This is a genomic window from Nonlabens sp. Ci31 (assembly GCF_012974865.1).
In the GTDB taxonomy this organism is placed as follows: Bacteria; Bacteroidota; Bacteroidia; order Flavobacteriales; family Flavobacteriaceae; genus Nonlabens.
In genome coordinates this window covers 3,599,289-3,616,707 of sequence record NZ_CP043633.1, presented here as the reverse complement: position 1 = coordinate 3,616,707, position 17,419 = coordinate 3,599,289, and the positions used below count along the sequence as shown (strand labels likewise).

17 protein-coding genes are annotated in these 17,419 nt (G+C 36.1%); 10 read left to right on the top strand and 7 right to left on the bottom strand.

Annotation, left to right across the window (positions count from 1 at the left end; translation table 11 throughout):
* Window positions 1-41 precede the first annotated feature (41 nt).
* Genes F0365_RS15895 through F0365_RS15885 form a run of 3 tightly spaced genes read right to left on the bottom strand, consistent with a single transcriptional unit; the run spans window position 42 to window position 1,487 of the window.
* Complete coding sequence (locus F0365_RS15895) at window positions 42-365, bottom strand: hypothetical protein (RefSeq protein WP_169934604.1); 324 nt, start codon at window positions 363-365, stop codon at window positions 42-44.
* Window positions 366-425: 60 nt separating this feature from the next.
* Window positions 426-803: a DUF6980 family protein gene (locus F0365_RS15890; RefSeq protein ID WP_169934603.1), complete on the bottom strand. Its 378-nt coding sequence runs from the start codon at window positions 801-803 to the stop codon at window positions 426-428.
* A gap of 9 nt (window positions 804-812) precedes the next feature.
* Window positions 813-1,487 carry an SIR2 family NAD-dependent protein deacylase gene (locus tag F0365_RS15885; protein ID WP_169934602.1) on the bottom strand — a complete coding sequence of 225 codons (675 nt, stop codon included), beginning with the start codon at window positions 1,485-1,487 and terminating at the stop codon, window positions 813-815.
* 393 nt (window positions 1,488-1,880) lie between these two features.
* Between F0365_RS15885 and pheT the strand changes: the two genes are divergently transcribed.
* From pheT to F0365_RS15865, 4 genes are all read left to right on the top strand, one after another.
* Window positions 1,881-4,304, top strand: coding sequence for a phenylalanine--tRNA ligase subunit beta (gene pheT / locus F0365_RS15880; protein ID WP_169934601.1), 2,424 nt, complete (start codon window positions 1,881-1,883; stop codon window positions 4,302-4,304).
* A gap of 637 nt (window positions 4,305-4,941) precedes the next feature.
* Window positions 4,942-5,661: a hypothetical protein gene (locus tag F0365_RS15875; protein ID WP_169934600.1), complete on the top strand. Its 720-nt coding sequence runs from the start codon at window positions 4,942-4,944 to the stop codon at window positions 5,659-5,661.
* An 88-nt stretch (window positions 5,662-5,749) separates the two neighbouring features.
* The gene (locus tag F0365_RS15870; RefSeq protein WP_169934599.1) at window positions 5,750-5,944 is read left to right on the top strand and encodes a hypothetical protein; all 195 of its coding nucleotides are present in this window, start codon (window positions 5,750-5,752) and stop codon (window positions 5,942-5,944) included.
* Window positions 5,937-6,125 carry a hypothetical protein gene (locus tag F0365_RS15865; protein ID WP_169934598.1) on the top strand — a complete coding sequence of 63 codons (189 nt, stop codon included), beginning with the start codon at window positions 5,937-5,939 and terminating at the stop codon, window positions 6,123-6,125. Before F0365_RS15870 ends, F0365_RS15865 begins: the two co-directional genes overlap by 8 nt.
* Window positions 6,126-6,447: 322 nt before the next feature.
* On the opposite strand, the gene ribH is transcribed toward F0365_RS15865, so the two are convergent.
* Window positions 6,448-6,969: a 6,7-dimethyl-8-ribityllumazine synthase gene (gene ribH / locus F0365_RS15860; protein ID WP_169934597.1), complete on the bottom strand. Its 522-nt coding sequence runs from the start codon at window positions 6,967-6,969 to the stop codon at window positions 6,448-6,450.
* Window positions 6,970-6,975: 6 nt separating this feature from the next.
* Window positions 6,976-7,791, bottom strand: a complete 816-nt coding sequence (locus F0365_RS15855) for a tetratricopeptide repeat protein (RefSeq protein ID WP_240961738.1) — start codon at window positions 7,789-7,791, stop codon at window positions 6,976-6,978.
* A 161-nt stretch (window positions 7,792-7,952) separates the two neighbouring features.
* Between F0365_RS15855 and recF the strand changes: the two genes are divergently transcribed.
* From recF to F0365_RS15835, 4 genes are read left to right on the top strand one after another with little or no spacing between them, the layout of a single operon-like run.
* The gene (gene recF / locus F0365_RS15850) at window positions 7,953-9,032 is read left to right on the top strand and encodes a DNA replication/repair protein RecF (protein ID WP_169934596.1); all 1,080 of its coding nucleotides are present in this window, start codon (window positions 7,953-7,955) and stop codon (window positions 9,030-9,032) included.
* Complete coding sequence (locus F0365_RS15845; RefSeq protein ID WP_169934595.1) at window positions 9,029-9,580, top strand: hypothetical protein; 552 nt, start codon at window positions 9,029-9,031, stop codon at window positions 9,578-9,580. Before recF ends, F0365_RS15845 begins: the two co-directional genes overlap by 4 nt.
* Window positions 9,581-9,585: 5 nt before the next feature.
* Window positions 9,586-9,993, top strand: coding sequence for a lipocalin family protein (locus F0365_RS15840; RefSeq protein ID WP_169934594.1), 408 nt, complete (start codon window positions 9,586-9,588; stop codon window positions 9,991-9,993).
* The gene (locus F0365_RS15835) at window positions 9,983-10,282 is read left to right on the top strand and encodes a DUF721 domain-containing protein (RefSeq protein WP_169934593.1); all 300 of its coding nucleotides are present in this window, start codon (window positions 9,983-9,985) and stop codon (window positions 10,280-10,282) included. The genes F0365_RS15840 and F0365_RS15835 overlap by 11 nt, the downstream gene beginning before the upstream one ends.
* A 42-nt stretch (window positions 10,283-10,324) precedes the next feature.
* On the opposite strand, the gene F0365_RS15830 is transcribed toward F0365_RS15835, so the two are convergent.
* On the bottom strand, window positions 10,325-14,737 hold the full coding sequence (locus F0365_RS15830; protein ID WP_169934592.1) for a translocation/assembly module TamB: 4,413 nt from the start codon (window positions 14,735-14,737) through the stop codon (window positions 10,325-10,327).
* 85 nt (window positions 14,738-14,822) lie between these two features.
* Here F0365_RS15830 and tsaD point away from each other — a divergent pair, with 85 nt between their 5' ends.
* Window positions 14,823-15,839 (top strand): tRNA (adenosine(37)-N6)-threonylcarbamoyltransferase complex transferase subunit TsaD, encoded by a 1,017-nt coding sequence (tsaD, locus tag F0365_RS15825; protein ID WP_169934591.1) that lies wholly within the window; start codon window positions 14,823-14,825, stop codon window positions 15,837-15,839.
* Window positions 15,839-16,546: a 16S rRNA (uracil(1498)-N(3))-methyltransferase gene (locus F0365_RS15820; protein ID WP_169934590.1), complete on the top strand. Its 708-nt coding sequence runs from the start codon at window positions 15,839-15,841 to the stop codon at window positions 16,544-16,546. Before tsaD ends, F0365_RS15820 begins: the two co-directional genes overlap by 1 nt.
* On the opposite strand, the gene F0365_RS15815 is transcribed toward F0365_RS15820, so the two are convergent.
* Entirely contained in the window at window positions 16,533-17,297 is a 765-nt protein-coding gene (locus F0365_RS15815; RefSeq protein ID WP_169934589.1) for a DUF1223 domain-containing protein, read from the bottom strand. The two genes, F0365_RS15820 and F0365_RS15815, sit on opposite strands and share 14 nt — an antisense overlap.
* Between the last annotated feature and the right edge of the window lie 122 nt (window positions 17,298-17,419).

The window sequence follows — 17,419 nt, the reverse complement described above, 5'->3', positions numbered from 1 at the left end:
TATAGATGACATCTTCCTTCTTACAGATCATTTTCAAAGCTTTAATTTGTTTTAACAATTTCTCTATCCTCATCGCTTAAGCTCCAGACAGTGTTTTCAACAGTATGGTCGTTATAGTGTAGCTCTAGATATACCGATGTTATAAACAAATTATTTTCATCACAAATAGCTTTCTTTTTATCTGTGTTGGAAAGCAAAACGCAAACCGTTTTAGTCATTTCTTTTGGATTATTTTGAATACCATTCGTCCATTCTGCCTTCCAGAGGTAGTTGGTATCTATGAAAGACTCTTCAGAAATGTCTGTGTTAGCATCTTTATATCCATAAAGTAGTGTGGTAAGAAGAAGAATCAATAAAGTTTTCATACTCAATTGTTTCTATAAAAATAGGAGTTTAGTTTCACTTCTCAAATACAAATGGAACAATCAGTTGATTGATTTCTTTAATTTTCTCCCACACCAAGGACAAAATTTTATTTTAATAATAGCAGCGCCGCCATCTTGAATGGGGATCCCAAAAGTTCCATCAGGCCATTTTCTCATCACGACATCCTTATTATCTAGATCCATGTTGCCATTTTTATGTAATCCTTCAAAAATTCTATCGGCCATTTTTCTACAGCACATTTTTTTGTAATCAAATCCAGCATTTTTAAAATCTTGTATGGCGACCCATTTAAAGAACTCTTTATTTTTGAAAAGGAACTTTACATATAATTTATATTCAGCTGATTGCAATACTTCTTCTGGCAAAGAGGCTTGAGAAAACTGATGATGTAGTAGTTTAAAATCTTTTAGGTTCATTTTTTGTAATTAAGAAATTAAATCGGCCACCATTTGAACTCCTTTCCCTGCTTTTTCTTTAATTACAGTAAGTCTACCGTGAGAATCTAAAGAGGGTGCTGGATCTACAAAATAAATGGGTGTAGTACTGGGAGCAAAATCTTTAAGTCCAGCCGCTGGATATACTTGCATGGAGGTTCCTACAATGAGCAAGACATCTGCTTTTGATACGATTTCTATGGCTTGATCCATGGCAGGAACTTCCTCTCCAAACCATACAATATGTGGACGCAGTTGCGATCCATCTGGACTTAAATCACCTAAATTAATGTCGCCATGGCATTCTTGAATCTCAAGACTGTTCTCAGAACTACGTGATTTTTTCAACTCACCATGAAGATGTGTTACTTGAGATGACCCAGCGCGTTCATGAAGGTCATCTACATTTTGTGTGATCACGTGCACTTGGTAATTGTGTTCCAGTCCAGCAATACAAAAATGCGCTTTATTAGGCGCTACTTGATGCAGTTGCGCCCGGCGTTTATTGTAAAAATCGAGCACTAGAGTAGGGTTAGCTGAAAATCCTTCAGGAGAAGCCACTTCCATAATATCGTGTCCTTCCCAAAGTCCGCCAGCATCTCTAAAGGTTGAAATACCACTTTCGGCGCTGACGCCAGCTCCAGAGAGTACGACTAGATTTTTCATAGGAATTGTTTTAGGTATAAAAATAAGGTTTTTAGGTATAATTATGGCAAGGTAGGCCTCATTGTCCTCGCGGCCATTTCCCCAAAGGGGAAAATTAATTTGCATCGCTGCGCTCTACTTTTGATGCCATTGTCCTCGCGGCCATTTCCCCAAAGGGGAAAATTAATTTGCATCGCTGCGCTCTACTTTTGATGCCATTGTCCTGCATACATTAGGGTTTGAAAAAAAATGAGGTATCAAGCAGCCATTGAGATCGCTCTGAGCGAGTCGGCTACTAATTACTATAAACTGGCCTTTTGAGGCTGTAAACTTAAAAGAGAGGTTTGTTAAAGTTCCGCTTTCGCGAAAGCGTACATAATAGTATCTTTACCGACCTTAAAAAGCAATGATTTTATGAAAGTTTCCTATAACTGGATCAAGCAATTTATCAACGTCCCAGAAGCGCTGGAAGAACATACTGCATTACTGACCTCTTTAGGGTTAGAAGTGGAAGGCGTGGAAAAATTTGAAAGTGTCAAAGGCGGTCTGGAAGGCATCGTGGTAGGTCATGTTGAATCCTGTGAACAACATACTAATGCCGATAAGCTTAAAGTTACCAGAGTAAACATAGGGACAGAGACGCTGCAAATTGTTTGTGGAGCCCCTAATGTAGCTGTTGGTCAAAAGGTGCCTGTGGCAACCATAGGAACAACTCTTTATGACGATAAAGGCGAAGCTTGGAAGATTAAAAAAGGGAAAATACGAGGTGAAGAAAGCCACGGAATGATCTGTGCTGAAGACGAATTAGGCTTGGGAGCTTCTCATGCGGGAATCATGGTGCTGGATGAAAACCTAGAGGTAGGCACCTTGCTTAAAGACATATTCTCGATAGAAAATGATCACGTGATTGAAATAGGTTTAACACCTAACCGCTCTGATGCGATGTCACATATGGGTGTTGCTCGTGATTTAAGAGCTGGTCTTGCAGTAAAGGCAGATGCAATAGAATTTATTACTCCATCAGTAAGTAGTTTTTACATAGATAACCGTTCTGGAAGAGTAGATATAGAAGTAGAAAATATAGAGTTGGCACCACGTTATTGTGGAGTAACGCTTACTGGAATTAAAATAAAAGAATCGCCTGAGTGGATTAAAAATAGATTAAAAGCTATAGGTCTGGTTCCTAAAAATAATGTGATTGATGTTACCAATTACGTGATGCACGAGTTGGGGCAGCCGTTACATGCTTTTGACCTAAATAAAATAACTGGCAACAAAATCATTGTTAAAACACTGGCAAAAGATACTCCTTTTACAACGCTGGATGGCATAGAGCACTTGTTACACGAAGAGGATTTAATGATTTGTGATACAGAGAAACCTTTGTGTATTGCTGGAGTTTACGGTGGTGAAAATAGCGGCGTAACGGAAGGAACAACTTCTATATTTTTAGAAAGTGCTTATTTTAATCCGGTGAGTGTGCGTAAAACTGCCAAAAGACATAACTTTAATACCGATGCTTCTTTTAGATTTGAGCGAGGTATTGACCCTAATATTACGGAGTATGCTTTGAAAAGGGCAGCCTTGCTTATTCAAGAAACTGCTGGTGGAGAAATCTCCAGTGATATTACCGATGTGTATTCTCAAAAAATTGAAGACCAACAAGTATTTCTTCCTTTTGCAAAAGTAGACTCGTTGATAGGACAAGAAATTCCTCGTGAGGAAATCAAGAGTATTTTAAGAACGCTGGATATCAATGTGAACAATGTTACCGAGTCTGGTTTAGGGCTTACTATTCCAGCTTATAGAAATGATGTGACTCGTCCTGCAGATGTGATCGAAGAGATTCTAAGGGTTTATGGATACGATCGTATAGAAGGTTCTTCTAAACTGAATGCTACCATTGCAACCTCGTCTAGATTTGAAAATAATAGAATACAAAACATAGTTGCCCAACAACTGGTAGGACAAGGTTTTGTAGAGATGATGGCCAATAGTTTGACATCTGAAAAGAATCATACCTTGACAGATCATATCTCATCTAAAAACGAAGTGCGTATGTTGAATCCATTGAGTAGTGATCTTGCTGTGATGCGACAGAGCTTGATTTATGGTGGTCTTGAAGCTGTAGCACATAATTTAAATAGGAAGCAAGAGAATTTAAGATTGTTTGAATTCGGTAGCTCTTATCATCAATATCAAGAACGTCAGTTTACAGAAAACAAACACCTGAGCATTATCACCGCTGGAAATACTGGCGATCAAAGTTGGAACAGCACTTCTCAACCAGCCGATTTCTTTTATTTAAAAGGAGCTGTGATTTCTGTTTTAAAACGACTAGGGATCAACACGGTAAATGAAAAACCCACTAAATTAGAATTTCTAAGTGAAGGAATAGCACTGAGTAGTGGTGCAAAAATTGCTGATTTAGGAGTGGTAAAAAAGAAGGTAGCTAAACATTTTGGTGTAGAAGTAACGGTACATTTTGCTAATATTTATTGGGGAGAGATTTTAAAATTGGTTTCTAAGAAACATACTCCAGTAACCCAGATTCCTAAATTTCCTGAAGTAAGTAGGGATTTTGCACTTCTTGTGGATCATGCAGTAAGCTTTAAAGAACTGAGAGAAATAGCACTTAATTCTGAAAAGAAGCTATTGAAATCAGTGCAGTTATTTGACGTGTATGAGGGAAGTAAATTGCCTGAAGGCAAAAAGTCTTATGCCTTGAATTTTACACTTCAAGACACCAACAAAACACTTACTGATAAGCAAATTGATAAGACTATGAATAAAATCCAACAGCAGCTAGAGGATCATGCTGGTGCGGTGTTGAGGTAAAAAGAGGTTGGAATACTTGTATCAAAAATTATTAATTTTTTTGATGGAGCCTATAAGGAGAAAATATTTATTAAAAGAGATGCCGCTTCTCCCAGAATTATCGAGGCTCTAGCAGCTAGTCGCTATTATTCTGGAGAGGTGACTTTGTACAGTGGTTATTTTATACAGAAGAATAAATATCCAAATAAGTTTAAAATTTATTTACAGAGTTCTTAGGATGATTATTACATAATTAGCAATGATTTTAGGAATCTTCCTTTGAGATACGGTTGGAGTGTAAGTTTGTTAGTTTCCATTTTATGTAGTTTGATTCTGATATGCGATGGAAGCTACTATTTACTGTTGTTGATCTCTTTTATATTTTGGTTTATAACCAAAGCTTTCAGATTCTTTTTAAAGGATGATGCTCATTTGTTTTTAGAACGTTATTATCAAATGAAAAAGCAGTATTTGAAAAACCCTGAAAGTCCAAATAAGTATTGATATAGACGGTCATCAATTCCGCTTTCGCGAAAGCCGTATAAAAATAATATTTTCTTTTTGAAATAATTAAAACTCCTTTACGACATATAGAGTGTAGGAGTTATTATTTTAGTACTATTCCTTAGATTATTAAAAGTTTAACCACGAACTAATTATGTTGAAACGCACCAATATTGAAGATAAACTCAGGAAGTCTAAAGCAAAAGCTTTTAAAGGCAACGATATTCTTGATCAGGTAACGGCTATTCTAAAAGAAGAAGATCGCAAGGAAGATGATATCATGGCGCGTATGAAAAGCCCGCAGAAGCCGACTCCTCGCAATCATTTTAATATTGATCTTTTAGAAACAGATCGCATTTATCACATAGATCAAATACGAGATATTTGTGTTACTTATCGTCTTAGATTTTTGGATACCAAATACTTTAAAAATGAGATTCCTTACGAGGCTTTGATGAAAATTAAAGATATGGAAAAAGCCCACGACCTAGAAATGAGAGGTTTTAAAATCGTTGCGCCATCAAAATTGTTCAAACTAGAAAATGCCGATGACCCGCTTCTTTTTGCTCCTATAGGGAATGGATACTTTTATTTGATTCACAAGTGGGGAAATGATTTAAATGCCTTTAGAAAGATATGGGCATGGAATTTTAAGAGTTTTGAAAACCTAATTTTTTCTACTGTTCTGGTGAGCCTATTAGCTGCCTATTTAATTCCTAATGGCATCTTTTCAAAGAACCCAACAGGAGTGGAGTTTTTATTGATTTTCTTTTTTACGTTTAAGTCAATTGCTGCTATGGTATTGTATTATTCTTTTGCAGCAGGAAAGAATTTTAATACAGCTATCTGGAATTCTAAGTATTTCAACGCCTAAGCAAGTAATTATATCATATCATTTGAAGCGCTCCTAGATGAATCTAAGGAGCGCTTTTTATTTATCTTTACCATTATAAAATAATGTTATGGCAGTAAGAAAAAGAAATCCGATTCTAGGCGGATTAATGGCAGCAGCTTTTATAGGTTTTGGAAGTTATAGGTTATACAGGTATTATGTACTAGCAGAGGAGATGCCTAGTTGGCAATTGGTATTAGGTTATGGTATTGTCGCATATGGATTGTATCTGGTTTATGCTCTAATTGCTCAAAAAGATGCCTGAACCCAATTCCAATAAGCGCAATTATACTTTATTGCTTTCTATTGCATTTATAGCCATAGGTACTTGGAAGTTGTACGATAAATTTGTTCAAGAAAAAGAGGTGGAAAGTTATCAATGGATTCTTGCTGCAGGACTTATTGTTTTAGGAGTGTATCAATTGATAGGCCTGAGAAAGAAATAGCTGTCACCTTAGTGCATTAAAAGATTCCTCGTTAAAAGTATACTGCCGGGCAGTAGAATCTCTTAAATCGATCTCTTTGGTTATTTAATAAGATTTGGTAATTCTTTTATCTAATTTCTTTGCTCAGACAATAGAGAGGAATACAACATTCCTATGGACCGTTATTATCTTAAAAGGCAAAGTTTGTTGGAAGTAATGATTTATTATCCTTAAGCTGCAAAGTGGTATCGTTTCTATGGTTTTCAAAAAAACTTTCAAAATAAAATCGGCTTACAAACCTAGATTTGTGAGCCGATTTTTTATTTAACACCTAAAATCTGACCTATAGCCCTTGCTTAATAGCAGCCATTTTAATCGCGGCTACGGCTGCCTCACTACCTTTATTACCATGAATACCACCGCTACGAGCGACAGACTGTGCATGAGTATCGTCTGTTAAGACACAAAAGATGACGGGAACTCTAGATTTATTGAGGTTCAAATCTTTGATACCACTGGTAACACCTTGGCATACAAAATCAAAGTGAGCTGTTTCGCCGCGTATGACATTACCTATAGCAATAATAGCGTCTAAGCCTTGCCTTAATTTACCGTTTTTTACGGGATAAGAAGCATACTGCATATTCTTGCATCCGTAGATCAACTCAAAAGAACCAGGAACATCCATACGGAAGATGCGATCTGCATCGATACCACAGTCCAATAAGGTCTTATAGGCTCCTTTAAAAAGATTTTCAGTGATGTCTTCGTTCCATTCAGAAACAACGATGCCTATACGCATCTCTGTGGCGTCTGGAAGACTTTCCTTGTCGTAATGCGATAAATCTTTTCCTAGGGTTGCCATGAAATATTAGTTATAAGCTGCTTGTGCTTGACCTAAAAGAACTTGTGCTGTTTTAGCTTCAGCTGCTTCTGGATAGTTTTCTTCAATTCTCTCTAATGCAGTAATTGCAGTGCTGTAATCTCCAGTTGTTATAGCTACTTGTGCAGCTTTAAGGAGGTATTTAGGAGTAGAAAACTCATTCTGGTTGGTATTAGCAGCATCCATATAAAAGGAAATCGCATCGCCAGCCTGTCCAGCTTGCACTAGGGCATCACCTATTCCTGCTTGTGCTATAGATTTAAGAACAGAATCTCCGCCTTCATAAGCTTTTAAATAATCAATTGCTTTTTGAAGTTGATCACCACCAATATTGAGATAAGCCATTCCTGCCTGATAAGTAGCGAGATTTCCTGCATCAGTGCCTTTATATTCTTCAGCGATTTGAACAAGACCATATTTTCCATTTGCCCCTTCCAGTGCAATGTTATAAAGAGAGTCCTTTTCTTTCCCAGTAGAATTAAGCGCTAGATCATAATACTTGTTTGCTTCACTAGTCTCTGAAAAAGCTTCTATTTGCTTAGGTTTCATTACAAATTGATTGTACGCCCATGCACCTATAGCACCTATCGCGATAAGAGCGACGACTATGATAATAACCTTTTGGTTTTTCTCTACCCACTTTTCGGTCTTACTAGCACCTTCGTCAAGGGTACTAAATACTTCAGCCGTAGTCGAATCAGAATCATTAAAAAGTTCATCCTGATCATCCTTTTCTGGTTTTGATTTCGGTTTATATCCTCTTTTGTTATAAGTAGCCATAATAGTCTTTAATTGAACGGGCAAAAATATAATTTTTATCCGTATATAAAAATACGTGAAAGCTTTATTCTCTACCTTTTGTTAGGTTAAATTTGCAGCTGCGTAATCCGGCTGGTGATCATCCCGCTTTCGCGAAAGCAAATAGTCTACAAACACCTAATCCATAAATAGTTACAAAATATTTTATGCAACTTAATTCCATAAGTCTTATCAACTATAAAAGTTTCTCCTCTGCCGATTTTGAGTTCGATGAGAAGATAAATTGCTTTGTGGGAAACAATGGTGTGGGAAAAACCAACGTTTTGGACGCGATTTACCACCTTGCTTTTGCAAAAAGCTACTTCAATCCTATAACGGTACAAAATATCAAGCATGACGAAGAGTTTTTTGTGGTGAACGGTAACTTTTTGAAAAATAAACAAGAAGAAAAAATAGTCGTTAGTGCCAAAAAAGGTATCAAACGTGTCGTGAAACGCAATGGAAAAATCTACGATAGGGTCAGTGACCACATAGGATTGATTCCGCTGGTGATCATCTCTCCTGCAGATCGCGATTTGATCATTGAAGGAAGCGATACCCGACGTAAATTTCTGGACGGTGTGATTTCTTTAAGTAATTCAAAGTATTTGAATAAGTTGATCATTTACAATAAGCTGCTTCAACAACGCAATGCTTTGCTTAAATACTTTTATATCAACCGTACTTTTGACAGTACTGCTCTATCAGTTTATGACGAGCAATTAGTTGATTTAGGAAGTTATATCCACGCCACTCGAACTGCTTTTTTAGAATCATTCACTCCTATTTTTAGAAAGTATTACAAGCAAATTTCTCGTTCAGAAGAGGTAGTAGATATTTACTATAAAGCTGATTTTAACCATACAGATCCTGCTCAAGTTTTAAAAGACGCACAGCAAAAAGATATGCAGCTCCAATATACCAGCGTAGGAACGCATAAAGATGATTTGTTTTTTTTACTGGATGATCATGCGGTAAAAAAATTCGGTAGTCAAGGACAACAAAAGAGCTTTTTAACCGCTTTAAAATTAGCGCAGTTTGAATTTATCAAACAAGAAAGTGGTACGGTTCCTATCTTGCTTCTCGATGATATTTTTGATAAATTAGATGCCTCTAGAGTTGCTCAGATTATTGATATGGTGAATGATGATCAATTTGGTCAGTTGTTTATAAGCGACACGCATCCTGAAAGAACCGAGGCCGTGATCAAACAAACCCAGCAATCTTATAAGATTTTTAGGTTATGAGAAGATTGGTTCTTTTAGTAGTAGGGGTGATTTTTTTTACAAGTTGTGATAAAAAGGAGTCGTATGATTATTTGTCAGAGGATTTAAGGGATTTTGAGAAAAATCTAGAACTCATGGAAACTTGGGATTTATCTGGAGATTCTATTGACGAAGGAACTATTAGATTGGAGCTTTATGAAAATCTGGAATTTAGATTTAAAAAATATAGCTTACTATTTGATCTTGAAGGGGAATCGAAATTTCAAGATGAATATACAGTAGAAGAAGATTCGGTTTTGTTCTTTAGAAGGGTAGGCCTTTCTGGAACTATTAGTAAAGGAAGTACAAATCGACAACAATATATGCTGCTGGAGTCTCATATTGATTTTAGAGATTTTTCTGAGTTAGCAGTTTCAGAAAGAAAATTATATTTCAATGATTTAAGAAAGCTTTCAATTCAAGAGAAAGCATTAGATACAGTGCCTTACACTACCAGGCAATTTGATAAACAAGATTACCGTAAAGCAAACGAAACCTTAAAATTCATTATATCATCCATATCAAAATAAATAAGATGAAAAATTTAATATACCTATTACTAGCCGTCGTCATGATTTCTTGTACCAGTAATGAAGAAAAAATAAAAGCCTTAGAAGGCTATTGGAATATAGATGAAGTGATTTTAGCTGATGGGACGGAACGTGAGTTTCCTTTTTCTAATCATATGGATCACTTTGAGATCGATGGATTTAAGGGTGTTAAAAACAGAGTAAGCCCAACTTATGATGGTAGCTTTGTAAGCTATGGAAATCCCATTTATTTTGAATGGCAGGAGAAAGATGGCGATTTAAGCCTTACCTTTCAAGAAGGAGATGGGGCTTACACACAAACAGTAAAAAAAGCAACTAAAGATAAACTAGTTCTTCTTCACGAGAACGGAACACGTTACACTTACAAAGCATACACACCTAATGAGGAATAATAAAAAAGAAGATTTTGTACGCATGAGCGATGTGTTGAATGATTTTAAAGCTCAAGACAAGCTACAAAAAGGTTTTGAGAAGGTAGATGTAGAAGGTGCTTGGAAAACGGTGATGGGAAGTGGTGTTGCCAATTATACTTCTCAAATAAAGTTCACAGCAGGCACTTTGTTTATAGGTCTTTCCTCTTCTGTATTAAGACAAGAATTGCTATACGGTCGAGCAAAAATAATTAAAAACTTAAATGAACATCTAGGTCGTGAAATGATAGAAAAATTGGTATTGAGATAAAAATCGCTTAGATTTTGCTCTCTGAGTAGCATGTATCTTTGGTTAAAACTCAACAGGTGCACTGTCCACTTCTTCACTTGCTTTAATGTCTCTTTGTTTAACCATTTCCTTTTTGAAAATACGCTCATAAAGTTCTTTAAGACTATTAAAGTCTATGCGGTATTGCAATCCGAGACCTTGGGTGTAATCTTCTTGTTGTCCTAATTGTTGAAGCGTGTTTTCTCGATTAAATAATTTTAATCGCAACGTACCATCTTCATTGATAAGAAATTCAATCTCTACATTTCCTATGACCGCGCGTTCGCTAGAACTCGTAGAACCTACAGGAACCCCCAGTTTACCATTGATTAAGACACGATCTGTTATTTGTGTGCTTAGTGTTATTCCAAAACGGTCTGAACGTTGTAAATCGGAGTTGGGATTGCGTTCTGAAGCTTCATAACTCACTCCGAAGTTGAATTTACTGTCCTCGCGACTCACTAGATCATTTACAATTCCAGTAACACTTTCCACCACATTCCCAGTTACTGCATTTTGGCCTATACTATTAGGGTTGTAAAAAGAACCTGTGGCAACTAAGGATAAGGCTTGTAATTGTCTTTGTGACTTATCATCTAATCGGTATTGCAGCTCAGAGCTTACTACCGAGTTGGTGTTAGGGAATCTGATGATAAATTCTGGATCAAAGAAACTGAGATCACCTTGCAACTTAGTCAGTACTTCTACTGGAACTTGAGCGTTCAGGTTAGGGTTGTCTAAAAGTATAGACGGATTTGCTCTTGTGGTATAAACCGCTTCTACATCTATGTTGGCATTAGTAGGGCTTCCATTCCAGTCCATGGTACCTCCTGGTTGAATGATAAAGTTTTTATTTACTATTCCTGCGTATTTGAAATTATAAATTCCCTTTGTGACGATGAAATCTCCATTCATAATGAATTTACCATTGGTATTGATTTCCAAAAGTAAATTCCCAACACCTCTTCCTCTTATGTAACTCCCGTTAGTTGGATCTACGGTTATTTCTACCTCTGCAGCTGGTGTCACCTGTAGCTCAAATCGGAGTTCTAGGCCGCTTATTTTATCTGTAATGACGGATTCACCAGAGATGCGTGCTCTTTTTTCTTCAGGACTTAAGAAGTATATAGCAGAGGTGTCTCCCAAAGATTCTCCATCATCAATAGGTACTTTAAAAACAGTTTCTTCTCCAGTCGTGGCGATTACATTGATAAAAAGCTCTTTTACAGGTCCTGTAATCGTTGCTTGGCCATCTATAAACGCTGTTCCATAATACAAGGCCTCTGGTGTCAACTCGGTATCTAATGCTAACAATCTTTCTGATTCTATTTTTAAGTCCAGATCCCAAAAGCCGAAGTTTTTGTGGTTGATGGCTCCAGATAATAAACCTCGTGTCTCGTATTTGGTATCCTTGAGTTGTAAATTATTAAAATTAAAAGCTGTAGAAGTGATGGTGACTTGTGAATCATTCTCGATATCAAAGTCGGTATTTAAATAGGGAATGCGCAGTCCGGCATCTCTTAGTTTTAAAGATCCATTTATATCAGGAGCAGCGAGATCTCCAGTCAGTCTTGCTTGTCCAGAGGTGAGTCCTCTTATATTATCTAATACTTCTCCTCCTAACGGACTTAAGGCAACGAGGTTAAAATCGTTAAACACAGCGTTTACATTGATTTTACTACTTTCCCCACTGGTATTTATATTTCCTTGTGCGGTAAATGTTTTTTGATCGTCATCTTTGAGTTGAGCGTTTACATTGTATAGGCTTAAATCTTCATTACCAGCAACCGAGAGTTCAAAATCTCCTAAAGGAGTCCCATTTACTTCAAAACCTTTTACTGTAAAATCACTGGTAGGAGCATAATTTCCATTGGTTTGTTTTAAAGATAACACGCCATCAATATGGCCTTTGAGTTTTAAACTGTCAATAGGAGAGGTCAGACTGGAAATCCTAACATCTTTAAAGTCTAAATGCAAGTCTTTATTATCCTTACCAGCAATATCCCCGGCAAGCGTAATCAGTTCTTCTTGGTGTTTGGCTACAAGACTGTCCAGTTTAAAGGTTTTAAAATCGTGATCAAATTTAAGTTGCACTTCTTTATCGGCTTTGTTTAAAAACCATTTTTGACCTTGAAAAATAATATCACTTTTTCTAATTCCTATCACAGATTGATTCAGGTTATTTACCGTGTGGTAAAAGCTAAGGTTAAACTTATCTGTATCTCTAGAAGAGCTATTAAACTTAGTACGGAAGAGCAAGGTATCTTTATTAGTTACATTAATAAGTTGGAAGTCATTGATATCATAAAGACCATTTTTAATTCCATCCACCTTAATAAATGTGTTGAATAATGGATTTTGATTATTGATTTGTACATTAACTTGATCCAGTTTTATATCGTAGATCTTAATGTCTGGTGATCTAAAGGTCATACGGAATTGGGCCTCGTTACTGGCTACCTGGCCTTTTAAAATCGTATTTTCGCCTAGAGCGATATCGGGAAAAACAAGATCTACTATTTTATCATAAATCTTAAATTCGTAATCCAGATATTGATCTTTCGTAATGTTTTTTGATTTATAATTGGTATACACATTGCCAATACTGTTTTTAAATAATTCAGGAATTTCAGCAATTTTAAAGACTCCAGATAGTTCTCCTTCAATAATATCTGTACTGTTAATAGAAATAAAACGCTCTTCATTTTTAAAGCTAGAAACAATACTGAAGTCAGCAAAAACATAGGTATCGTTAGGGTTTTTATAACTAGCATCATTAATATCTATGGTTCCCACAGCATCATCTAGGGTGGTACCTTGCATATTCATGACGATATCTCCTTGGAGAATAGCAAGGGAATCACGTTTAAAAATATTGATGGCATTTAAGTCAGCATACTTGATTTTTGCCTTAAAGTCGTAGGTGTTTACGGCAGCAGTAAGGTCTGCAAGACCGTCAAAATCCATTTGAAGATTAGGGTCATTTACAGATACCTTACCGTTAAATATGGGTTTTTTGAATTTGCCATTTACTTTAATATTGCGATAGGAATACCCGTTGAAATCTAGTTGTGCGATTCTTCCTTTTAATGTAGCATTGGCATTTTCGGGATCAAAGCCACGACCATTTACATCAAGATCTAAGGTTACTTTACCAAATTCTTCTAAACCTAATAAAGAACCCAAATCAACACGCTGTAATTTTATGTTTCCGTTATAAGCAATAGTGCCGCTCTGTATATTATTAAGCACTAGATCTGAATTGAAATTTCCTTTACGACTACTTCCAGAAAGTCTGGTAACTACCTGATTGGCATTAACGCTCGCATAACCTGTTGCTTTTACAGTCCCTAGTTGATTTAATTCTTCTGGTAAATTCTTTCCTAAGATGTTAGGCAAGAATTTTTTAAGATCGGTATTGCTGACTTGCAGGTTGTTAAAATCACCTTCTATAAAAAAGTCATCTTCGTTCTCTATAAGGTTTTTAAAGTGCATATCTCCATCGATAGTAATATCACCTAAGGTAGTCGCAACGAGACCTTCTACTACAAAATCGTTGAGCGGTCCTTTTAAGCGCCCTTTTAATTTCACCTTATCATTCTCTATAATTTCATCATAGAATTTTCTAAGCTCGTTAGTAGATAAATCGGCATTTTTAATATCGAAGTCCCATGCTACTTTTTTTATGAAATCGGCAAAATCTTCTCTATTGTAGGATAATTTAAGGTCGCCCTCTAATTGGGAACCAGCCGTATTGATGATTAAGTCATTAGCAAGAATTTGAGAAGGTGTATAGGAGAAGTCTGCTTTTAAATTTTTAATTCTTAAGTTTTTATTGCCGTTTGCATCTGCTTTCATGACGCCTGTATACATGTCAAAATTAGCGCCTTCTATTACAGCATTTATGTTAGAACCTTCTATGGTCAGTCCTTCAGACTTTAGGTTCATGTTCTTTGCCATAAAAGTTTCTGGATACTTTAGATTTTCATCTATAATACTTATCCTAGAATTGGTGATATTTAAATCGTCTGTGGTGAGTTTAAAAGGTGTGGAAGAGCTGCCCTCGCTTGTTCCAAATTTATTTATAAATTCATTGAGATTATCATCTTTATCCCCTTTGTATTTTTTCATATTAAGGTAGAGTCCATCTATGGAAGTATCTCCTAGATTTGGATGTCCAGTGATCATATCTCCAAAACCAAGAATGGAAGATCTGAGTTCTTTAAAGTAAATGATGGTATCCATACGCCCGTCTAAAGCTCTGGTTTCTTTAAGGATAACATCTCCAGAAAAGGAAATATCTATGGCTTTAATTTTTATATCTGTACCGTATTCCTCATTAAGATAAGAGGTGGTATACTGTGCTACTGCTGTTTGAACTCTTGGAAATGAGAATGTTACTGCTAATATTATGAATAATATAAGCAGTACGATCATGGCTTTGGCCAGTATTTTAAGAAGTTTCTTAATGATATATCCTTTACTTTTGCAAAGATTACAATTTTTATGCCTTAAAGCCTTCATGGATACACAAAATTCTTACATTCTTGCAATTGAATCCTCCTGCGATGATACTGCCTGCGCTATTCTTAAAAATGATCAAGTATTATCTAACGTGGTTGCTGGTCAAGAAATACACCGTCAGTATGGAGGTGTAGTACCTGAGCTTGCTTCTAGAGCTCATCAATCTCATATAGTTCCAGTAGTAGATCAAGCATTAAAAATGGCTGGCATTACAAAAGAAGATTTAAGCGCTATCGCTTTTACAAGAGGTCCTGGACTTATGGGTAGTCTTCTGGTGGGAACGAGTTTTGCAAAGTCTTTAGCACTCGCATTAGACATACCTCTTATCGATGTACATCACATGCAGGGTCATATTTTAGCACATTTTATAGATAACGGTCAAGAAAAACCTACATTTCCTTTTCTCGCGGTGACTATAAGTGGTGGACATACTCAAATTGTAAAAGTGACCGACTATCATAAAATGGAAGTGATAGGAGCTACACAAGACGACGCGATAGGTGAGGCTTTTGATAAAAGTGGTAAGATGCTGGGCTTGGGGTATCCTGCAGGCCCACAAATAGATAAACTAGCAAAAGAGGGAGATCCTAAGAAGTTTCCATTTCCTGTTCCTAAAGCGCCAGATTTAAATTACAGCTTCAGTGGGTTTAAAACTGCTGTATTGTATTTCATACAACGGGAGGAAAAGAAGAATCCTGATTTTATCAAAGAAAACCTCTGTGATATTTGTGCCAGTATCCAGTTTACGTTGATAAAAATATTGTTTCAAAAAGTCGAAAAAGCAGTCCTGCAAACTGGAATAAAAACAGTTGCTATAGGTGGTGGTGTGAGTGCTAATTCTGGAATAAGAGCAAAGTTACTGTCTTATGATAAAAAGGGCTGGAATACCTTTATCCCCCCTTTTGAGTATACCACAGATAATGCTGCTATGATAGGAATCTCTGGATATTATAAATTTATGCAAGGTTATACCGCAGGAATGGAAACTACCGCTTCACCTAGAATAAAGCTCTAATGCAATTATTTTATTATTCAAATATATCTCCAGAAGCTAACAGCCTTGAGCTTGATAAGGAACAAGCCAGGCACATGACTAAGGTGTTGCGTAAAAAAGCAGGTGATCATGTAGATATCACTGATGGATTAGGAAATTTATATGATGGGACTATAAGTCTTGTTACTAGTAATAAATGCAATATAGATATCGCTTTAGCGAAAGCGTATCCACTACCAGTTTCACAGTTACATATCGCTATTGCACCCACTAAGATGAACGATCGTATGGAGTGGTTTTTAGAAAAAGCCACAGAAATAGGTATTGCAAAAATAACTCCTTTATTATGTGAACATAGCGAGCGTAAAAAAATAAATACAGCTCGATTTCAGAAGATTTTAATCAGTGCTATGAAGCAAAGCAATCAATTTTACCTTCCAGTTTTAGAAGAGCTTACTTCTTTTACAGATTTCTTAAAAGCTGACGTAAAAGGAGTGAAATGTATCGCGCATTGTGAAGAAACGGATAAGAAAATGCTTTCTCAACTCCTGCATAAACATCAAGATCTTACCATGATTATAGGTCCAGAGGGAGACTTATCATTAATGGAAATAGAAATGGCTTTAAAAAACGGCTTTATCCCTACATCTTTAGGAACCAAAAGGTTGCGCACGGAGACTGCTGGCGTTTACACGTCTGCTATTTTTAATAGTCTTACTGCATCTTAGATACAGCGGCTCCAACCATATTCAAGTTGTTATCCTGTAGAATAATAGCCACTTTAAATTGATCAGTTTCTTTTAGATTGGGAGGTAATTTAAAAGTATAATTGCCCTTAGAGTTGTCCAGTTGAAGAGGTACTCGGTTTATAACAATATTAGTATTGGTCATCATTTTACCTATGTTGGGACCGTTATCAATAGCTACATCACAAGAATCCATGATAAGTAGTGCATAAGCTTTATCATATTTTTTTTCTGTAAAAAAATCGTAATACACGCTAACGGATTTATTCTCTTCTCTATAAATTTTAGGGGTAAGTAGTTTCTCTGTAGTACTTTGCTTTTTCAAAGAACCGTTAAGCAACCTAATATTAGTTCCATCAAATTCTGATTTACCATTCACCACCATCTGAGGCGCATACGAATTGCGATCAAATCTTCTTTCATATTTGCGCTGGTAATTGGTATGGTTTGCATCTGAAAATGTATCTATCCATCCTAATTGATTCCAGTAATCTATATGATATGACAAAACGATCACGTTTTCATAATCTTTAATGGTATTGACAATAATGTCAGCATTTTCACAAGTAGGACAACTTTGAGAAGTAAAAAGCTCTAAAACGACAGGATTATTTTGTGGAGCTACTGGAATAGGCTCTGAACTGTTTTCAATATGTTGAAATGCCAGTATACTTAAAGCTCCGAATAAGCTCAATATGGGAATAACTACTTTATAGGAAGGGGCTATATACATAACAAAGGGGATGTGTTGCAGTCAAATATAAAAACTTAACCTTATGATCATATTAAATTATGTTTTATTTAAACATTAATAATCAACATTAATTATTAATGTCAGATAAGTTTGTAATTTGC

What these genes read in the sequence shown, in the direction of transcription:
- F0365_RS15830 (WP_169934592.1), bottom strand. Translation starts at nt 14,737, where the DNA reads ATGATCGTACTGCTTATATTATTCATAATATTAGCAGTAACATTCTCA.
- F0365_RS15870 (WP_169934599.1), top strand. Translation starts at nt 5,750, where the DNA reads ATGGCAGTAAGAAAAAGAAATCCGATTCTAGGCGGATTAATGGCAGCA.
- pheT (WP_169934601.1), top strand. Translation starts at nt 1,881, where the DNA reads ATGAAAGTTTCCTATAACTGGATCAAGCAATTTATCAACGTCCCAGAA.
- F0365_RS15865 (WP_169934598.1), top strand. Translation starts at nt 5,937, where the DNA reads ATGCCTGAACCCAATTCCAATAAGCGCAATTATACTTTATTGCTTTCT.
- ribH (WP_169934597.1), bottom strand. Translation starts at nt 6,969, where the DNA reads ATGGCAACCCTAGGAAAAGATTTATCGCATTACGACAAGGAAAGTCTT.
- F0365_RS15815 (WP_169934589.1), bottom strand. Translation starts at nt 17,297, where the DNA reads ATGTATATAGCCCCTTCCTATAAAGTAGTTATTCCCATATTGAGCTTA.
- F0365_RS15875 (WP_169934600.1), top strand. Translation starts at nt 4,942, where the DNA reads ATGTTGAAACGCACCAATATTGAAGATAAACTCAGGAAGTCTAAAGCA.
- tsaD (WP_169934591.1), top strand. Translation starts at nt 14,823, where the DNA reads ATGGATACACAAAATTCTTACATTCTTGCAATTGAATCCTCCTGCGAT.
- recF (WP_169934596.1), top strand. Translation starts at nt 7,953, where the DNA reads ATGCAACTTAATTCCATAAGTCTTATCAACTATAAAAGTTTCTCCTCT.
- F0365_RS15835 (WP_169934593.1), top strand. Translation starts at nt 9,983, where the DNA reads ATGAGGAATAATAAAAAAGAAGATTTTGTACGCATGAGCGATGTGTTG.
- F0365_RS15885 (WP_169934602.1), bottom strand. Translation starts at nt 1,487, where the DNA reads ATGAAAAATCTAGTCGTACTCTCTGGAGCTGGCGTCAGCGCCGAAAGT.
- F0365_RS15895 (WP_169934604.1), bottom strand. Translation starts at nt 365, where the DNA reads ATGAAAACTTTATTGATTCTTCTTCTTACCACACTACTTTATGGATAT.
- F0365_RS15840 (WP_169934594.1), top strand. Translation starts at nt 9,586, where the DNA reads ATGAAAAATTTAATATACCTATTACTAGCCGTCGTCATGATTTCTTGT.
- F0365_RS15890 (WP_169934603.1), bottom strand. Translation starts at nt 803, where the DNA reads ATGAACCTAAAAGATTTTAAACTACTACATCATCAGTTTTCTCAAGCC.
- F0365_RS15820 (WP_169934590.1), top strand. Translation starts at nt 15,839, where the DNA reads ATGCAATTATTTTATTATTCAAATATATCTCCAGAAGCTAACAGCCTT.
- F0365_RS15845 (WP_169934595.1), top strand. Translation starts at nt 9,029, where the DNA reads ATGAGAAGATTGGTTCTTTTAGTAGTAGGGGTGATTTTTTTTACAAGT.